The 18,339-nt window shown below is 46.3% G+C and carries 19 protein-coding genes and 1 riboswitch; of the genes, 18 read left to right on the forward strand and 1 reads right to left on the reverse strand.

The window, feature by feature from the left end; genetic code table 11:
* Positions 1-187 precede the first annotated feature (187 nt).
* The 8 genes from ACN6MV_RS06420 to ACN6MV_RS06455 all read left to right on the forward strand — a co-directional run bounded on the left by ACN6MV_RS06420 (position 188) and on the right by ACN6MV_RS06455 (position 7,470).
* Complete coding sequence (locus ACN6MV_RS06420) at positions 188-739, forward strand: AAA family ATPase (protein WP_419885948.1); 552 nt, start codon at positions 188-190, stop codon at positions 737-739.
* A gap of 143 nt (positions 740-882) precedes the next feature.
* Positions 883-2,334 carry a PLP-dependent aminotransferase family protein gene (locus ACN6MV_RS06425; protein WP_042124962.1) on the forward strand — a complete coding sequence of 484 codons (1,452 nt, stop codon included), beginning with the start codon at positions 883-885 and terminating at the stop codon, positions 2,332-2,334.
* 19 nt (positions 2,335-2,353) lie between these two features.
* Positions 2,354-3,286: a D-alanine--D-alanine ligase gene (locus tag ACN6MV_RS06430; RefSeq protein WP_419886719.1), complete on the forward strand. Its 933-nt coding sequence runs from the start codon at positions 2,354-2,356 to the stop codon at positions 3,284-3,286.
* Positions 3,279-4,442, forward strand: a complete 1,164-nt coding sequence (locus tag ACN6MV_RS06435; RefSeq protein ID WP_076118064.1) for an aminotransferase class I/II-fold pyridoxal phosphate-dependent enzyme — start codon at positions 3,279-3,281, stop codon at positions 4,440-4,442. The genes ACN6MV_RS06430 and ACN6MV_RS06435 overlap by 8 nt, the downstream gene beginning before the upstream one ends.
* A gap of 92 nt (positions 4,443-4,534) precedes the next feature.
* Positions 4,535-5,596 (forward strand): nicotinate-nucleotide--dimethylbenzimidazole phosphoribosyltransferase, encoded by a 1,062-nt coding sequence (gene cobT / locus ACN6MV_RS06440; protein ID WP_076118062.1) that lies wholly within the window; start codon positions 4,535-4,537, stop codon positions 5,594-5,596.
* Positions 5,593-6,141, forward strand: a complete 549-nt coding sequence (gene cobU / locus ACN6MV_RS06445; RefSeq protein ID WP_419885949.1) for a bifunctional adenosylcobinamide kinase/adenosylcobinamide-phosphate guanylyltransferase — start codon at positions 5,593-5,595, stop codon at positions 6,139-6,141. Before cobT ends, cobU begins: the two co-directional genes overlap by 4 nt.
* Entirely contained in the window at positions 6,138-6,953 is an 816-nt protein-coding gene (gene cobS, locus ACN6MV_RS06450; RefSeq protein ID WP_419885950.1) for an adenosylcobinamide-GDP ribazoletransferase, read from the forward strand. The genes cobU and cobS overlap by 4 nt, the downstream gene beginning before the upstream one ends.
* 190 nt (positions 6,954-7,143) lie before the next feature.
* Positions 7,144-7,470, forward strand: coding sequence for a YnfA family protein (locus ACN6MV_RS06455; protein ID WP_042185628.1), 327 nt, complete (start codon positions 7,144-7,146; stop codon positions 7,468-7,470).
* A 140-nt stretch (positions 7,471-7,610) separates the two neighbouring features.
* On the opposite strand, the gene ACN6MV_RS06460 is transcribed toward ACN6MV_RS06455, so the two are convergent.
* Complete coding sequence (locus ACN6MV_RS06460) at positions 7,611-9,299, reverse strand: methyl-accepting chemotaxis protein (protein ID WP_042124973.1); 1,689 nt, start codon at positions 9,297-9,299, stop codon at positions 7,611-7,613.
* 358 nt (positions 9,300-9,657) lie between these two features.
* Positions 9,658-9,703: riboswitch (PreQ1 riboswitch) on the forward strand.
* Between the two features lie 10 nt (positions 9,704-9,713).
* Here ACN6MV_RS06460 and ACN6MV_RS06465 point away from each other — a divergent pair.
* The 10 genes from ACN6MV_RS06465 (at position 9,714) to ACN6MV_RS06510 (ending at position 18,274) form a co-directional block, all read left to right on the forward strand.
* Complete coding sequence (locus ACN6MV_RS06465) at positions 9,714-10,427, forward strand: queuosine precursor transporter (RefSeq protein ID WP_042124975.1); 714 nt, start codon at positions 9,714-9,716, stop codon at positions 10,425-10,427.
* A gap of 268 nt (positions 10,428-10,695) precedes the next feature.
* Entirely contained in the window at positions 10,696-12,177 is a 1,482-nt protein-coding gene (locus ACN6MV_RS06470) for an AMP-binding protein (protein WP_419885951.1), read from the forward strand.
* Positions 12,174-13,325: a thiolase family protein gene (locus tag ACN6MV_RS06475; RefSeq protein ID WP_042124979.1), complete on the forward strand. Its 1,152-nt coding sequence runs from the start codon at positions 12,174-12,176 to the stop codon at positions 13,323-13,325. Before ACN6MV_RS06470 ends, ACN6MV_RS06475 begins: the two co-directional genes overlap by 4 nt.
* Positions 13,322-13,723 (forward strand): FAS1-like dehydratase domain-containing protein, encoded by a 402-nt coding sequence (locus ACN6MV_RS06480; protein WP_042124981.1) that lies wholly within the window; start codon positions 13,322-13,324, stop codon positions 13,721-13,723. The genes ACN6MV_RS06475 and ACN6MV_RS06480 overlap by 4 nt, the downstream gene beginning before the upstream one ends.
* Positions 13,698-14,039 carry a MaoC family dehydratase gene (locus ACN6MV_RS06485; RefSeq protein ID WP_419885952.1) on the forward strand — a complete coding sequence of 114 codons (342 nt, stop codon included), beginning with the start codon at positions 13,698-13,700 and terminating at the stop codon, positions 14,037-14,039. The genes ACN6MV_RS06480 and ACN6MV_RS06485 overlap by 26 nt, the downstream gene beginning before the upstream one ends.
* Before the next feature lie 2 nt (positions 14,040-14,041).
* On the forward strand, positions 14,042-14,863 hold the full coding sequence (locus ACN6MV_RS06490) for an SDR family oxidoreductase (RefSeq protein WP_419885953.1): 822 nt from the start codon (positions 14,042-14,044) through the stop codon (positions 14,861-14,863).
* Entirely contained in the window at positions 14,864-15,664 is an 801-nt protein-coding gene (locus tag ACN6MV_RS06495; RefSeq protein ID WP_042124988.1) for an energy-coupling factor transporter ATPase, read from the forward strand. It abuts the gene before it with no gap.
* On the forward strand, positions 15,649-16,506 hold the full coding sequence (locus ACN6MV_RS06500; RefSeq protein WP_042124990.1) for an ATP-binding cassette domain-containing protein: 858 nt from the start codon (positions 15,649-15,651) through the stop codon (positions 16,504-16,506). The genes ACN6MV_RS06495 and ACN6MV_RS06500 overlap by 16 nt, the downstream gene beginning before the upstream one ends.
* Positions 16,499-17,302, forward strand: coding sequence for an energy-coupling factor transporter transmembrane component T family protein (locus ACN6MV_RS06505; RefSeq protein WP_419885954.1), 804 nt, complete (start codon positions 16,499-16,501; stop codon positions 17,300-17,302). Before ACN6MV_RS06500 ends, ACN6MV_RS06505 begins: the two co-directional genes overlap by 8 nt.
* 6 nt (positions 17,303-17,308) lie before the next feature.
* A complete protein-coding gene (locus ACN6MV_RS06510; RefSeq protein WP_419885955.1) occupies positions 17,309-18,274 on the forward strand; it encodes an NAD(P)H-dependent flavin oxidoreductase in 966 nt (321 codons plus the stop codon).
* Positions 18,275-18,339 lie beyond the last annotated feature (65 nt).

Below are 18,339 nucleotides of genomic sequence, written 5' to 3' on the forward strand. Positions count from 1 at the left end.
CATTTTTCATTTTAGGAGGTCAACTGGACTGATTTCACCATATCCTTATCACAATCCCTTGAGAAAGTATTTTGTAACGATTAGTATACCATCATCATAGCCGTAATTAATAATAAATCTAATGAAAAATGATACAGTACACTGAGATAGTAGAACATTAGTTAAAGTGGAAGGGAGATCCTTTATAATGCTGTATGAAAAGAGGGTCATCGAAAATTTACTCCAGCAAAAGCGTACGAGCGCGATTCCCATCGTTGTGATGATGTGCGGTGTGGCAGGGTCGGGTAAAACGACCTTTGCTCAAAAGTTGGAGAAAGAAGGATTCGTTCGTCTCTCGATTGATGAGGACATCTGGGCCACTCACGGTCGTTTTGGAGTCGATTATCCAGAGCAGAATTATGATACCTATTTAAAAGAATCAGAATTAAAGCTGCGTGGGGAGCTAGTAAATCTGATTCAGGCTAAACAGCATGTGGTTGTCGATTTCAGCTTTTGGCAACGGAATAGACGGAACGATTATAAGCAATTAATTGAAGAGCATAGCGGTGTCTGGGAGCTGATTTACTTAAAGGTTCAGCCGGATGAATTGCGGCGGCGACTGCTCATCCGGAGTGAACGTTTTGACGCCAATGCGGCGTTTACGATCACAGAGGACACGCTAACTCGGTTTCTAAGTGGTTTTGAAACCCCTGCTGGTGAAGGAGAAGCAGTAATCGAAGCGGAGGTCATCCTTCCTTAACCATTTCCCAAGCGTAGAATGAAAATTATCAAATTTGTCAGCTTATTCGCTCATAGAACCACAGCCTGATTAAAATCCTATGGCTGTGGTTCTTTTTTTACGCGCTTGATTATGCCATGATAGCTATGGAGGCGACCCGAGAGATGTTTAAGGACTTTAAGCTTATAGCCGGACGGCCGGTGTATATACAAATTAAAGACTATATGAAGCACTTAATAATAAAAGGCGGTCTACAAGGCAACCAAAAGCTGCCCTCCACAAGAGAGCTCAGCACACTGCTTAAGGTTAGCCGCAACTCTGTAATCTCTGCGTATGCAGAGCTTGAGGATGATGGGTTTGCCTATACAGTTCAGGGGCAAGGAAGTTATGTGGCGCCTTCACCTCCCGGCAGTGAAACGATTGTCTCTTGGACGATGGACTGGAAGTCACGTCTTAACGATCATGCGCGACTCGCAGAGGAAATGGACATCATGAAGCGCGGTTTACGAGCGGAGAAGGGTACGATCTCCTTTACGAGCATCGCACCCGATGAAAGCCTTTTTGATCTGGATAATGTGAAGCGCTCCTTTATGGATCGTATGTCGGTGGAAGGTAACGTCTTACTGAATTATGGATATGCCAAAGGGTATAAGCCTTTAATAGACTATTTGAAGCAATATATGGAGCACAAGGGCGCCCAAATGAAGGGCAAGGATATATTGATCACCAATGGCTTTACAGAGGGATTCGATATTGTATTGTCGGCACTTAGCAAGAAGAATAGATCGGTCATTTGTGAGAATCCGACGCATCATACGGCGATCAAAAATCTGAAGCTGAACGGCTTTGAGATCACCGGAATTCCTATGGAGCGTGATGGGATTGATCTGGTAGAGCTGGAGAAGGCATTGCAGCAGCAAGCTTTTGACTGTGCCTACTTCGTCCCTTCTTATCATAATCCGACCGGTATTGTAATGTCCCCCGAGAAAAGACAGGGGCTAATGAAGCTGATGAATCGGTATCAAATACCGGTGATCGAGGATGGTTTTAACGAGGAATTACGATATTCGGGCTCACATGTGGCTCCACTAATCGCAGCAGCAGGTAGCGGCAACAGCGTGATCTATCTAGGTAGCTTCTCAAAAGTATTATTTCCGGGACTACGCGTAGGCTGGGTGCTGGCAGATCAGGAGTTAATCTATTCTCTCGAAAGCGTCAAGCGCGCACGTACTATTCATACCTCGACGCTGGATCAATCCATTTTGTATCAATACTTATTGGGCGGACATTTAGAGAAGTATTTGAAAAAAGCCAGAGCAGAATACAAACGGAAATATGAACTAACCCTGCAATGCTGTAAGGAGTTTATTCCGTATAAGTCGTTATCAGGGGACGGAGGATTGCATCTTTTTGTAACCTTCGCGGAGGGCTTTAATACTAGGACGCTGCTGGCAGCCTGTCATGAGCAAGGGGTTATTTTTACAGCAGGAGATATATTCTTCACAGACGGTAAGGGTCAAAATACAATACGGATCGGTTTCTCCAGAGTGACGGATGAGGATATCCGCAAGGGGATCGAGATTATTGGTAGAACAGCACGACAACTAATGGGATAAAGAGGTGCTTGAGATGAAGATGAAAGTAGGCGTAATTATGGGCGGGGTGTCCTCAGAGTTTGAGGTATCCATGAATAGCGGGAGAGAGATTTTGAAGAATCTGGATCCAAATAAATATGAAGTTACTCCAATAGTGATCACCAAACGTGAAGAGCTGATTGAGCAGGCAAAAGGAATCGATATCGCGCTGCTTGCGCTCCACGGGGCTTACGGTGAGGACGGTACGGTTCAGGGGACGCTGGAGACAATGGGGATTCCTTATACAGGCAGTGGGGTTTTGTCTAGCAGCATTTGCATGGATAAAGATCTTTCTAAAAAGCTTATGCGCTGCTCAGACGTCAATACGGCAGATTGGCTGTGCTGGGATAGTATGAAGGATTATTCTCAAGAAGCGGTAGATCGGATCGGATATCCTGTTATGGTGAAGCCGTGTTCAGGCGGTTCGAGTATTGGAATGGAAAAGGTCAGCAGTAGCGAAGAATTATTGAGCGCAGTACAGAAGGCTTTTGCCTGTGATCAATCGATTCTGATCGAGAGCTACATTCAAGGCCAGGAAATCACCTGCTCCATTCTAAATGGAGAGATGTTGCCCGTTTTAGGGATCACTTCAGCACATGCGGAGTGGTTCGATTACAGCGCTAAGTACGAAGATGGCGGGGCAGACGAACGGGTCATCGAACTACCGGCCGAGGTGTATGAGCGAGTGCGTGATGCAGCCTTAACTTGCTACAAAGCATTAAAATGTAGTGTGTATGCACGAGTGGATATGCTCATCAAGGATGGTATTCCGTATGTGCTGGAGGTGAACACGTTACCGGGCATGACGAAGGCCAGTCTTTTACCAAAAAGCGCACAAGCGGCAGGCTACTCCTTCAGCGGACTGCTGGACGCAATTATTTCCCTTTCCCTAGCGGAAAAGAGTCCAAAAGAAGAGGTGTACAGCCATGCATAATGAATGGGTTGCTCCACGTGTGCGAGAGATTGCTCCCTCGGGGATTCGGGCTTTTTTTGACCTAAGTACGGGAAATCAGGATATTATATCGCTTGGTGTAGGCGAACCGGATTTTGTAACACCGGAGCATGTAAGAGCTGCCTGCATTCGTGCTTTAAATGATGGGGAAACGAGGTATACACCAAATTCCGGCTTATTGGAGCTTAGAGAAGAGATCGCCTCTTATCTGCACACAAGCTTCAATCTCCGTTATGAGCCAACTAATGAGATTATGGTTACGGTGGGAAGCAGTGAAGCTGTAGATTTGGCTCTACGGGCCTTTATCACACCCGGGGATGAGATTATCGTCCCTTCTCCAAGCTACATCGCGTATTCGCCGATTACCCATTTGAACGGGGGGGTTACGGTAGAGGTTGAATCTTCGGCCGAGCAGGGCTTTAAGCTTACTGCTGAAGCGTTGCGGAGGGTAATTACCCCGCGTTCCAAGATTCTTATGGTAAATTTTCCGAGTAATCCTACAGGAGCAGTAATGTCTTGCGAAGACTGGTTGCCGATTGCTCAGATTGTAAAAGAGAATAACCTACTTGTCATTTCAGATGAAATTTATGCCGAGCTTACCTATGACAGTAAACATGTCAGCATTGCCTCTCTTCCAGGGATGATGGAACGAACCATTGTCATTAGCGGCTTCTCCAAAGCTTTTGCGATGACTGGCTGGCGAGTAGGGTATGCCTGTGGTGATCAGGAATTAATCGCTGCGATGCTTAAAATCCATCAGTACACAGCAATGTGTGCACCGGTACTAGGTCAAATCGCTGCCATTGAATCACTGCGTAATGGTATGGAACATAAGGAACACATGAAACGATGCTTCGATGAGCGAAGAAAGCTGCTGGTTAGTGGATTTCGATCCATTGGTTTACCTTGCCATGAGCCGGAGGGTGCATTTTATGCCTTTCCTTCCATCGCTAATACCGGATTGAGATCAGAGGATTTCGCTTTGCAGCTGCTCAAGGAGGTTGGTGTTGCTGCGGTTCCGGGGCATGTGTTTGGAGCCGGTGGAGAGGGGTATATTCGCTGCTCTTATGCAGCATCTCTACAAAAATTGACGGAAGCTTTGGAGAGAATTGAAGGATTTATGAAAGTGAAGTTGTAATTCTAGCGGTCCCCATCTATCATAGATGGGGGCTTTTCTGTGTAGATAAGATAGAATAGGTGATACGGATATCTTTAATTGGAGGTTAAAATATGATTTCAACGATTCAAGAAGTAATTAAACGAATCACACCAGCTGATGAACAGTCTTTCCTAAAGGCGGAGCACCGCCTGAATATTCTAACTAAACCGCCGGGCAGTTTGGGACAGTTGGAGACTCTGGCTGTTAAGCTCGCTGGAATTTCGGGTACGGAGCAGCCTAGCTTCACCAAACGGACGGTTGTTGTGATGGCTGCCGATCACGGTGTATGCTGCGAGGGAGTTAGCGCCTTTCCGCAGGAAGTCACAATGCAAATGGCCTATAATTTTCTTAGCGGAGGAGCGGCTGTGAATGTACTGGCACGCCAAGCCGGGGCAGAGGTAAAGTTCGTAGATATCGGTGTTAACGGCGATCTTAGTCATGAGGATCTGAATGATCGTAAGGTACGCCGGGGAACGGATAATATGGCTGCGGGACCTGCGATGAGTCGTGAGGAAGCGATGAGTGCTGTGCTTGTAGGCATAAAAATCGCACAAGAAGCGATTGATAACGGGACAGAGATTTTTATTACGGGTGAAATGGGCATAGGAAATACAACGGCTAGTGCAGCTATTCTGTGTGCTCTAAAAGGAATAGCGCCTGAAGTAGCCGTCGGAAGAGGAACGGGAATTGATGATGAACGTTTACTACATAAAATTGCAGTTGTGGAACGTGCTCTAAAGGTGAATCAGCCGAATCCGGCAGATCCGCTGGATGTTTTGTCCAAAGTAGGGGGACTGGAAATCGCCGGTTTGACCGGTCTGATTCTTGGCGCAGCCGCTGCTAGGATCCCTGTGATTCTGGACGGTTTTATTTCGGGTGCGGCAGCTCTCGTCGCGAAGGCCCTTGCGCCAGAATCCATTGCCTATATGATAGGTTCCCATGTATCAGGTGAGCAGGGACATAAGCTGATGCTGGAGCAGCTTGGGCTTGAACCGTTGTTTAACCTTGGCCTTCGTTTGGGTGAAGGAACTGGAGGCGTATTGTCTCTTCATTTAATAGAGGCGATATGCCGTATTTTGAGCGAGATGGCCACCTTTGAAAGTGCAGGCATCTCTGGAGCTGGGAAACAATGAGTATTCTTGTAACGGGTGGCGCACGTAGCGGGAAGAGTGGTTTCGCAGAAAAACTGATGTCGTCACTGACAGATCAGGCCTCCTATGTAGCAACCGGACAAGCGTTTGATGATGAAATGAAGGAACGGATTGCACTGCATCAGCATCAGCGCTCGCAAAGCGGGTATGCTTGGGAGACGTTAGAGGAGCCCTATGATTTGCCAGATCTTCTTAAGCGTTTATCTGGTGAGAAGGCGGTCCTTGTAGATTGTCTAACGTTGTGGTTATCGAATGTACTGCTTGCCATGGAAGGATTTACGGATAGACAAGAACTGATTGAGATCGAGATTACAAGACTTGAAGACAGTGTACGTACATTTAAAGGAAATCTCATTTTGGTCACTAATGAAGTAGGGGACGGTATTGTTCCAGAGTATGCGCTTGGTCGATTGTACCGTGATTTGGCAGGACGCATGAACGCGTTACTCGCTAGGCAATGTGAGCAGGTCTTTCTAGTGACTGCTGGCATTCCAATTGAACTTAAGAGCAGGGAGTATCGCTTATGAGGGAGCGCAGGGATGCTGCCGCGGCTGCCTTTCAGTTTTTGTCTCGGTTTCCTGTAAAGAGTGATCCCGGATTTTCTCCTGAGCTGCTGCGCCGAAGTGTGCTGTTCTATCCCGTGGTGGGTGCAGCTATCGGACTGTGCGTAGCTGCTGGAGCAGCTTTGACGGGCTGGATGTTACCGGCTTGGCCAGCCGCTGTTATTACCCTCATTTTATGGGTAGGACTTACTGGCGGCTTGCATCTCGATGGTTGGATGGACAGCGCGGATGGTCTGCTTAGCTACCGACCGAGGGAACGAATACTGGAGATTATGAAGGACAGCCGTGTGGGTGCGATGGGTGTGCTCGCCTGCGTGCTGCTCTTGCTGTTAAAAGCCTCTTTAGTGGCAGCATTAATCGAAGGCTACGCCTATTACGAGCTGCCACTGCTCTTGCTGCCAGCGATCTGGAGCCGCTGGTATATGGTGCGGGCAATGGTGCGTTATCCCATTGCCCGCGGGAACGAGGGGCTGGCCGCGAGCTTCGCCGGCCTCGCTCCCTCGCATGAGCGGCGCGCGCTGGCGATAGCCGCGCTGCTCTCGCTAGCCGCAGCCGCTGCGCCCCTGGCGCTCGGCGCGGGCTTAGGCGCGTGGCCGTTGCATCTGGCGGCAGCGTTACTGCTGCCGGCTGCAGCCTGGGCCAGCGGCACCGTGGCTGCTCGGCGGATCAGCAGCCGGCTCGGCGGGCTCACCGGCGATGTGTACGGCGCGCTGAATGAGCTGCTAGAGGTTGTGCTGCTACTAGTATTAGTGCTGCTCCAGCACAACTTTATGTAAGTGGCTCCTGCGGGGGACGCATAGTAGCCAGCTCTTTCAATCTGATTTTATACTCTATTAATGCCTGTGGCTCCAGCTGTTTGGTGGCCCAGATTCTTGCTTGTACACATACTTGCTAACCGTGATGACGTTGTATCATATTTTGCGAATCATTTGATATTTTTAGAGTTCGATAAGAAAGAGGGATGACATGGTTGCTGCCATTCTGCTATTTGTAATTGCCGGCCTTGCTGAGATTGGAGGCGGATACTTAGTATGGTTATGGCTAAGAGAATCAAGACCTCTCTGGTACGGTTTGGTAGGTTCTTTGATTCTGATAAGCTATGGCATTATTCCTACGTTGCAGAAGTTTCCATCCTTCGGAAGAGTGTATGCAGCTTACGGCGGGGTGTTTATCGTGCTCGCTGTGTTATGGGGCTGGCTAGTAGACAAGAAAACACCCGATGTATATGACTGGGTTGGTGCTGTTATTTGTGTGATCGGCGTTTCGGTCATTCTTTGGGCACCGAGACACTAAGATTAACATGGTGTACTAAGCTATGAATGGTAACTCGTTATGCAAGAAAGGACTAGTTGATGGGTTTAAAGACAATGCAGTGCCTAAATAAAAACAGCCCGTTCAACACTTTCGTGTGAACGGGCTGTTTTTATTTAAGCTTAGATCTTAAATTGTTGTACAGCTTCCTGAAGCTTTTTAGCCTGCTCATAGAGATGTTGGACGGTTACTGCATGTCCTTCAAGCTCTATACGCTGGCGCTCTGAGTTCTCGGATAATGTATCCGCACTTTCTTGGGATCTTGAAGTAATTTGTGCGGTTTCCTCGACGGAAGCACTGACTTCTTCCGTACTTGCTGAGATTTGCTGCGTAGCTGCAGATACGGATTGAATATTCTGATTGATGCTCTGGATCAGAATCAGGAGGTGATTGAAGGCATCGCCCGCTTCTGTCACCTTGCCTACCCCAGAGGCTACCTCAGAATTCACTTGGTTCATCTCAGTAACGGAGCGATTCATATCTTCCTGAAGTCCTAGAAGGAAATCACGGATCTGCTCATTCGCATTACGGGATTGTTCGGAAAGCTTACGTACTTCTCCGGCAACAACGGCAAAGCCGCGACCATGTTCACCTGCACGCGCTGCTTCAATCGAAGCATTGAGTGACAGCATTTGGATTTGCTTCGTAATTTCAGTAATACTATGAACGACTTCTCCGATCATTACTGAACGTTCGTTCATAATTTGTAATTGCTCCAGTGACTGCAAAGAAGCACGTTCAACCTGGCGCATTTGCAGAACAGCACTTTGAGCAATCTCATTACCGCCACTCGCCTCAGCGGAAGCTTCACTGATCTGCTCTGTGACTTCGGTAGCTGCTGAAGCAATATGCTGAATGCCGAAATTGATTTCTTCCATAGCTTTTGAATTATCTAGAGCACTGCTCGCGATGGTCGTACTACCTTTGCCGATTTCTACTACGGAAGAGCTAGAGTGGTCCGCCATTTCATTTAAGACGTCTACACGCTCTCTTAAGGAATTGGAATCGGTGACTACTGTGTTTGAGGTAACGAGTACATGTCCAATCATTTCTTTTAGGCGTAGGGTCATCGCTTGGAAGCTTCTGGATAGCTGAGCGACCTCATCAGTGCCATTAACCGTTAATTCCTCTGTGAAATCTCCCTCAGCGAGACGGGCGCTGTAAGCTGCAAGCTTAGAGATGGGACGAGTTATCCGCATGCTCATAAACCAGGCACCGGTTGAACCTATGATTAGCGTTAGCAGAGTGATCCCGGCACTGGTCCACAGAATGCTGTTTGTTTTTTCTTGAATAAAGCTTACATCACTGCTGATTCCGATAACCATCGTACTTCCGGGAATTCCGATATAAGCTGACTTATGTACACCATGGGCGTCTCTGTATGTATCGCTTAGTCCGCTCTTTCCTTTAAGAGCTTGCTGCATTGCAGAAGATACCTTAACAATTTCATCCCGCTTTAATTTTCCATCATGATCTACGGTCAGAACCTCGGCTTCCTTGCCTTTAAGATTGACTAGAAAAATAGTCTCAACCCCATGCTGCTTCTTCTTATCCTGAAAATAGAATTCAAGATTGGTGGCTGCTTGTTCGTTCTTCTTTAGTGCTTGCTGAGCATGCATGGTGTTAATATTCTTATATACGTCCTGAGCAGCTGCAGTTAGAATTTGATTGATTTGTGGCATGACATAGCTGTTGAAAATACTGGTGGATATAAAGTAGAAGCTGGTACTTAACAAAAGAGACGTGAGTAATAGAACTACAAACAATAAACGCGTGAATCGGCGACTGATCGACTGCTTGAAACGAAACATATTGTTGTTCTCCCCTTTTTATGGACAGCGAAGCTCCATTTCTTATTGGAATACATCCTATCTCCCTACCGAGTGCTAGTGTCTGGCAACCTGCAATATATTCCATAGTTATGTAATATATCAACTAAATGGATCGGGAATGAAGTGTTTGATACTATTCTATATAATTAACCTCTGGATGAATAGTGAAAATTTTAGTTTATAGAGCATATTTTTCTGAAAAAGATGAATTATTACTGACACTTTTATTTTTATTTAATAAAAATGGGTATAAATACCCAATTCATTATTTGTTTATTTTTATGGATTGTTTGATGACAGTGTGATAGAGTATTAATGTTTTGTTCCAAACATAAGGTAAGCCGCGGTTCGTAACCATCCCGCGTAAACAAAACTAGGAGGAATTTAAGTAATATGTTCAATTTGTTGTGGGGAGTTTTATTTGTTATTGTCAATTTTGCCTTTTTTCTACTCTGTTACCGCCTGTTCGGCAAAAATGGAATGTATGCCTGGGTAGGTATCGCTACTGTAATTGCTAACATTCAGGTAGCTAAGACGATTGCTATGCCATTTGATATTGTGATGACACTCGGAAATACGATGTATGTCACTTTGTATATGACCAGCGATTTGCTTAATGAGAAGTATGGAAGAGCGGAAGCACGCAAAGCAGTTTGGTTTGGTTTCTTCACTTTGCTTATGACGACAGTCATTATGCAGATGGTACTAGTATTTAAGCCGCAAGAGACCGATATCGCTCAGTCTTCTTTAGAGACGATCTTTGGGCTGATGCCTCGACTAGCTCTGGGTAGTCTTACTGCTTACTTCATTAGTCAGTTCCTAGATGTTCGGTTATACGCCTGGATTCGCAAATATTACAGCACCTCAAGTCAGCTGTGGATTCGTTCCAACGGCAGCACGATGGTCAGTTCTTTTGTGGATACACTAATCTTCTGCACCATTGCATTTGCTGGGTTGTATAACTGGAGTGTATGGCTTGAAATTTTGCTTACAACGTATCTAGCGAAATTCTTACTAACCGCAGTAAGCACACCTATCTTATATATCGCCCGAACTTTTACTTTTGCTGAAGATGGAATACCTTCATCTGTTCAAAAGAAGGAATAAACAACACTACAGCCAGCGCGTACCGATTATAATCGATGCGCGCTGTTTGATTTTTCCGGTCATTAGAAGGCTTAATCGTTACATGAAAAATGTGTACATAAAATTAATATAAAGCTAAAATAAGCTATCGTAGCAATTCTAATAGTGTGCCTTGCAATTCGTAGGTTAAAGCTGCCGTTATTGCTCTTCAATTTAAGTGCTATCAGTCCGATCGAAGAGAGTGTACATATTCGGTAGTCATAGAAATTACGAACAGGTGTGATGAAGGATGAATCTAGTAGTGCCTATACTGTGCCATGCAGCACAGCAGCCCGACAGCATTGCCTTAACCCAGGCCCAAGCGACGCATACCTATGCAACATTAGTACAAGCGATGCAGAGAATTGCGAATGGTCTACAGCAAAAGGGCTTGAAGCATGACAAAATTGCTATTTTATCTACGAATCGTATTGAATTTGTTGAAGTTTTCTTAGGGGCTATTTATGCGGGCTGTGTTCCGATTCCTTTAGATCCCAAGTGGAGCGCAAATGAGCTGCAGATGATTATAGAGCAGTGCCAGCCGTCGATGATTTTTGCTGAGCCGGAAGCTGCAAAGCATCTGGTATTTATGAACGAAGCCATCCCAACGCTGACTTTTTCAAATGAACGAACAGGTTCCTATGATCAGTGGCTGGATGCGCTGAAACCAGAGGCTGAGTTGGATGAGACGAACGAGTTATTATTTATCGGCTTTACTTCAGGTACAACCGGATTGCCAAAAGGATATATGCGTACCCATTTATCATGGTTAAAAAGCTTTGAGGTATCAAATGATGCCTTTAAATTGGATTGTATAAAAAATGTTTTAGCGCCAGGTCCTTTTGTACATTCGCTGTCCTTATTCGCTGTCATGCAGAGTCTATATGGCGGAGCAAACTTTCATATTACCCAAAAATTTAGCGCCACGCATGTGTTAGAACTGTGCAAGCAGATTCCGGGTGTGGTGCTGTTCGTTGTACCGACAATGCTCGAATCCATGATGCAGCAGGCTGTTCCTGGGCAGACGCAGATTGATGCGATTATTAGCTCAGGTGCAAAGTGGCCTTGGCTGTCCAAAAAAAAGGGCATGGAAGTGTTCGGCGGAGCGCGTCTCTATGAATCCTATGGTTCCTCAGAAGCGAGCTATATTAGTTATGTGGACGTTCTGGAGGAGCATAATCCGAACTCTGTAGGCAAGCCCTACCCCGGAGTGCAAATTTCCATTCGTGATGAAGAGTTCCGTGAAGTCCCTACGGGAGAGATTGGGCAGTTATATGTGCTTAGTGATATGATATTTCTAGGCTACCATCAATTGCCGAACGAGACAGAAGCAGCTTTTCGAGACGGATGGCTTATTTTAGAAGATTATGTTTATCAGGATGAAGCTGGTTATTTATATCTGGCAGGTCGCTTGAAGAATAGAATCATATCCGGTGGGTTGAACATTTATCCAGAGGAAATAGAGCGAGTGCTGGAGCATCTTCCGGAAATTCAAGAAGTAATGGTGCTTGGCGTCCCTGACGAATACTGGGGAGAACAGTTGGCAGTCCTCGTGAAATGGAACGGCGAAAAGCACTTATCTATAGACGAAATAAAGAATTATTGTCGCCAGTATTTAGCAAGCTACAAAGCGCCGAAGCAGCTGCTGACAGTAGAGGAGTTTATCTATACTAGCAGCGGAAAAATTGCCCGGCAAGCGATGAAAGACTATGTGAAAAGAGCGATGGTATGATCGAAGCAGTGATTGTCATGGCAAAACGCACACCGATTGGCAGGATGGGCGGCTTATTAAGTACATTGGAGCCGGAAGCATTACTGGCGCCGCTTATTCAGCATATTGTGGCAGAGACAAACCTGCCTGTAGATATAATCGATGATGTCATTATTGGAAATGTGGTCGGTCCGGGTGGGAATATTGCCCGGGTAGCAGCGCTCGAAGCGGGATTGCCTGTTTCGGTTCCGGGTGTCACTGTGGATCGGCAGTGCGGTTCTGGGCTAGAGGCGATTAATATTGCAGCTAGGCTTATTCAAAGCGGTGCTGGTGAGATTTATTTCGCAGGCGGCGTTGAAAGCACGAGCCGTGCTCCCTGGAAGATGGCTAAGCCACAGACCTTGATGGGTATTCCACAGCTATATACCCGTGCTCATTTTACACCTAGCGCTTACGGTGATCCGGATATGGGGATTGCTGCGGAAAATGTAGCGCGGAAGTACGGGATTTCGCGCGAAGAGCAGGATCAATATGCCTTAAAAAGCCATCAGAAGGCCGTTCATGCTCAGCAAAGTGGCCAGTTTCAGCAGGAGATTGTACCTCTTCTGGTTGAGGGAGAGTGGGTGCATACCGACGAATGTCCTAGGGTCAATACGAGCTTGGATAAGCTGCGAAAGCTACCGCCAATTTTTGAAGAAAAGGGTACTGTCACTGCTGGAAATGCTTGTCCTATTAATGATGGTGCGGCGCTTCTATTAATGATGTCCCGTGAGAAATGTCGGCAACTCAAGCTTAAGCCTATCCTGCGTGTAGTGGATGCGCAAGCGGCAGGTGTAGATCCGAACTACTTAGGTATGGGGCCAGTTCCAGCTGTACACAAGGTGTTACATCGTCAACAGCTGACCATAACCGATTTAGATATTGTAGAGTTTAATGAAGCCTTTGCTTCGCAAGTTCTAGCCTCACTGAACGAGCTTCAGATTCCACAGGAAAAGGTCAATCTTGGAGGAGGCGCATTAGCTATCGGTCATCCATACGGGGCGTCCGGAGCCATTTTAATGACGAGGTTATTTGCTGAAATGCAGCGTACTCCTTATAAAAGGGGACTTGCCACTTTGGGCATCGGCGGTGGGATGGGGCTGGCAACGCTTGTGGAGGCGGTAGAATGAACTGCATTCATCATCAGATTCATGTGTCAGCTGAGTGGATTTCGGACTATGCGCAGAGTATTGAGGCACCCGTGCAGACGACTAACGGTCATCTGATTGCTCCTTCTACGATGCCTATTATTTTTTGGCAGGCCTTCGATATTCCTTGGCTTAATAAGGGAGAACCTTTGCTTCACGGCACTCAGAAATTTTCATATCAAGCTCCGATTACAGCGGGAATGATGTTAGATTGTGAATTAGCATTAACGAGCAAGGTGCAAAAGGAAGGCCGGCAGGGCAAGTTGACCTTTTACAACCATACACTGGTTTGTAAATGTGAAGGTGAGCTTATAGTTACTGCAGAAACGGTGTTAATTCGGGTAGGTGATAATCATGATGAAAAAATTCATAACTGCTGAAGCCATCCGGCAATATGCAGCTGCTTCCCAAGATCTGGCCGCTATTCATCTAGATGAAGATGCTGCAGCTGAAGTGGGATTTAAGCGGCCCATTGCACATGGAATGTATCTTATGGGATTAGCTCAATCCTTATATCTCGCTGAGCATCGGGCACAGTGGATCACTCGGTATGAGCTGAAATTTCATCAACCTATAGAAGTAGATAATGTCGTTATTTTTGATTTTGTGGAGGATGACTGCGTTGTGAAAGTGATCCTTACAACAGAAGCTGGCGATGTTATTGCTTCAGGAGCTTTTTCAGTGAAAGAGGTGTAATCATGAACAAAGTAGCCTTAATTACTGGAGCGACAAGAGGGATCGGGCGCAGTATCGCCGTGCAGCTCGGCAAGTCCGGTTATAAAGTGGCTGTAAATGGCACAAAACAAGTCTTAATCGATGAGGTTGTGCGCGAGATTCGTCAGGCAGGCGGTGAAGCATCGGGATACTCTGCGAATGTAGCAGATCCAGTTACGGTCTCTGTAATGGTTGATGAGGTTATTGCTAAATACGGCCATATTGAGGTGTTGATAGCGAACGCTGGCAATTTGCAGGATCAGAAGTGTCTACGGATGACAGATGAAGAATGGAAGGCCGTGCTGGATGTACATTTAAATGGCACCTATTACAGCATTCAACGCGTACTACCGCATATGCGTCAGACAGGCGGCGATATTCTGTTGATGACCTCCACCGCTGGGTTAACAGGCTCCGTGGGTCAGGTAAATTATAGTGCAGCCAAGGCTGGAATTCTCGGAATGATGTGGACACTCGCAGCGGAGTTGAAGCGTGACAAGATTAGGGTAAATGCGATTTCACCAGCCGCTTTAACAGATATGACCAGACCTGTCATTGATCATTTGAAAGAGAAACATGCCAGTCGTAATGAACCGTTCCCGGAGTTTTGGCGAATAGGCGCTCCAGAGGATATTGCTACCTTCGTAAATGCAGTATTGAGCGAGACCGATGCGGATTTAACCGGTGAAATCTTTGCTGTGAATGGATCAAAGGTGACGAAATGGGATAAGCCTGCGCCTGCCTTTTCCGAGAACAGCATTGAGGCATTTTTCGCTGCTTGGCACCGTCAAAAGGGGAGTGAATAAATGCTTACCTTCGATCAAGTTCATTTTTATTATAAAAAGGGTCAGCCCGTCTTAGAGGATATCAGCTTTACAATAGAAGCGGGGGAATTTGTGGCGATTGTTGGCGCTAATGGCTCTGGCAAATCAACCATTGCCAAGCTAATGGACGGTTTGCTGCTGCCGCGAAAAGGGGCGATACAATTTAAGGGCCTAGACACCTCAAAGCCAGCTGATCTTACAGAAATTCATCAGCAAATCGGCTTTGTTTTTCAGAATCCAGAGGATCAATTTATCACCACAACCGTTATGGATGAGGTGCTTTTTGGTTTGGAGAATATTCGTGTGCCAAGGGAGGAAATGCGCAGCCGATTGGAGGATGCCTTGCAGGCTGTTCATATGGAGGATTATCTGGATGCTATGCCACATCAGCTTTCTGGAGGTCAAAAGCAGCGTGTTGCTATTGCCGCTATACTGGCGATGCGCCCGCAAGTCATTATTTTTGACGAGGCCACCTCTATGCTTGATCCTCAGGGAAGACAGCAGGTGCTTTCCATCATGCAAGAGCTGCATCGACAAGGTCTGACCATTATTCAGATCACTCACCATATGGAGGAAGTGCTTTCAGCAGAGCGATTATTACTCCTGCATCAAGGGCGGCTTGAGTTTGACGGCGATCCACTGGCTTTTTTTGAAACGATGCCTGTTGCGGACTATCAATTACAACTGCCCTTTGCAGTGCGTGTACAAGCATTACTCCATTCAGCAGCGCCGCCAACACCCGATTGGAAGGGGAGAGTCCGATCACAATGGTCTACCAATTAAATCATTTAAGTGTGAACTATGCTGATCATGTGGCTTTGCACGATGTAAACTGTACCCTTTCTGCGGGCAAATGGATTTCGATTATCGGTCCAACGGGCGCAGGAAAGTCTACCTTTGTCAAAGTGCTGAAGGGCTTGATTCCCACCGTAAAAGGCGACTATTGGATTGATCAGCAGCCTGCTCCCAGAGATGCCAAAGGACAATTAAAGGTCGTCCCTGAGCTGGGCTTCGTCTTTCAATATCCGGAGCATCAGCTATTCGAAACCACGGTGTATAAGGAGCTTGCTTTTGCTCTAAATCTGCAGGGGGCTTCAAGTCAGCAAATTACAGAGGCGATTGAAAGGATTTTGCCGCAAGTAGGTCTGTCAGAGGAGATTCTCCTTTTAAATCCATTCCAATTAAGCGGTGGAGAAAAGCGCCGTGTGGCTATTGCCTCTGTGCTGATGACGAATCCGAAGCTGCTAATTTTGGATGAACCAACAGCGGGGCTCGATCCAGCCAGCCAAGTATCTTTGTTGAAGCTGCTGAAATCATGGCAACAACAAGACCAGCGCACGCTTCTCTTCGTTTCACACCAGATGGATGATGTTGCCGAGTACTCGGATGAGGTGATGGTTTTTCACAAAGGTCAGCTAAAAGGGCATTATAACCCCAGAACATTATTTCTGGAAAAGGAAGAATTATTAATAGAATTAGGTTTGTCCATGCCTGAACCCGTACAGCTATTGAAGCTAGTAGAGGAACTATCCGGTCAAAAAATAGAGGTTTCTAGCTGTAAAGAGCAGGATATCTTCGATGCTGTTCTGCCGATTTGGCACTCGAGGGGGCATGAACATGGCTGATTCCGTATTAGTGGGTCAATATGTGGAGACGCATTCGATTTTCCATCGTTTAGATCCTCGTACAAAGCTTATTGGTATCGTGATTCTCATGCTGAGCTTTCTAACGCTTGGAACAGGTCTTAGCTATGTTATTGCAACCTTTTTTGTGTTCGGAATTTTACTTTTTTCAAAGGTTCCTTTTCATTTTTTCTGGCGAGGGCTGCGCCCGCTATTATTTATTTTGCTGTTTACCTTTGTGTATAACGCCGTGTTTACCAAAGGAACGATCCTCTGGTCATGGTCATTTATTGAGGTGACTGAAGAAGGACTGCGAATGGGATTACGTTTTGTATGGCGTATAATATTGCTCATCTTATTAGCCTCAATATTAACATTAACTACTAAACCGCTAGATTTAGCGTATGGTCTTGAAAAGCTGTTAGCTCCTCTGTCCAAATTGGGGGTACCTGTAGAACAACTCTCATTAATGATAGTGATTGCGATTCGGTTTATTCCTACCATCAAGGAGGAGCTGGATCGTATTCTTCTCGCACAAAAGGCAAGAGGTTATGATCTTACAGCATTATCGCCGCCTAGACGGATATTTGCTTACATCCCGATCATTATTCCTTTGCTCTTCACGACGATTCAACGTGCTGAACAGCTGAGTTATGCGATTGATGCGCGTGCTTATGGAAATGGTAAAGGGAGAACTTCTTATAGGGTATTGCAATTGCAGCAAATGGATTATATAGCGGTGGGAGTTGCCTTGTTGTTCGCTATGATTCTGCTTGGGTTAAAGATAGGAAAGGTGTAGATGAAAATGAAATGGAACACCCGTATTACGGAGTTATTGCACATAGAGTACCCTATTATTCAAGGTGGACTTGCTTATTTAGGTTATGCAGACCTCGCGGCTGCAGTTTCGAATGCTGGTGGATTGGGTCAGGTCACAGCGATGAGTCTTCCGAGTGCAGAGGCTTTACGTTCAGAAATAGAACGGGTACGTACTTTGACGGACAAGCCATTTGGTGTTAATTTTGCCATCGGTATGCATGGTATTGGTTATGAAGATCGGGTGCAGATCGCCATCGACGAGAAGGTTCCCGTCGTGAGCCTCACCGGAGGAAATCCAGCCCCCATGCTGGAAATGTTTCGGTCTACGAATATTAAAACGCTCGTGCTCGTCTCCTCACGTAGACAAGCCCAAAAAGCTGAACAATTAGGCGCTTCTGCGGTTATTGTTGTTGGCCAAGAGGGAGGAGGACACTTGGGACGTGATGATGTTGGGACTATGGTGCTCGTGCCCCAAGTAGTGGATGCGGTTGAAATTCCTGTGATTGCTTCAGGCGGGATCGGGGATGGCCGCGGATGGATGGCTGCCCATGCACTGGGGGCTGAGGGAATTGAAATGGGGACACGTTTTGTTGCTACGGTTGAATGTGTTCATGCGGCTGCTTCTTATAAAAAAGCCCTAGTAGAAAGCTCTGAGTCAGATACAGTCGTAATCAAACGATCTATCGGAGCGCCCGCGCGAGTGTTGCGCAATGAATATAGCGACAAAATTCTTGAAGTCGAGCGTGTAACACCGACGTATGAGGCCTTAAAAGAATACATCAGCGGCGCAGCCAACAAGCGCTGGGTTTATGATGACATTAAAGAAGAGGGCATCGGCTGGGCTGGTCAAGTAACAGGAATGATCCATGATATCCCTACAGTCTCAGAGCTAGTCGGCAGGATGGTTAAAGAGGCAGAGTCGATTCGTGGGATGTGGGGAATGCAGGCGTGAGGAGCCAGAAGAGCAGTTGCCAGAAGATGAATTAGTGAACTGAAGGATAAGGTATTAGATTGGCG

This window comes from Paenibacillus sp. B-A-8 (assembly GCF_048572915.1).
Lineage (GTDB): Bacteria > Bacillota > Bacilli > Paenibacillales > Paenibacillaceae > Paenibacillus_AQ.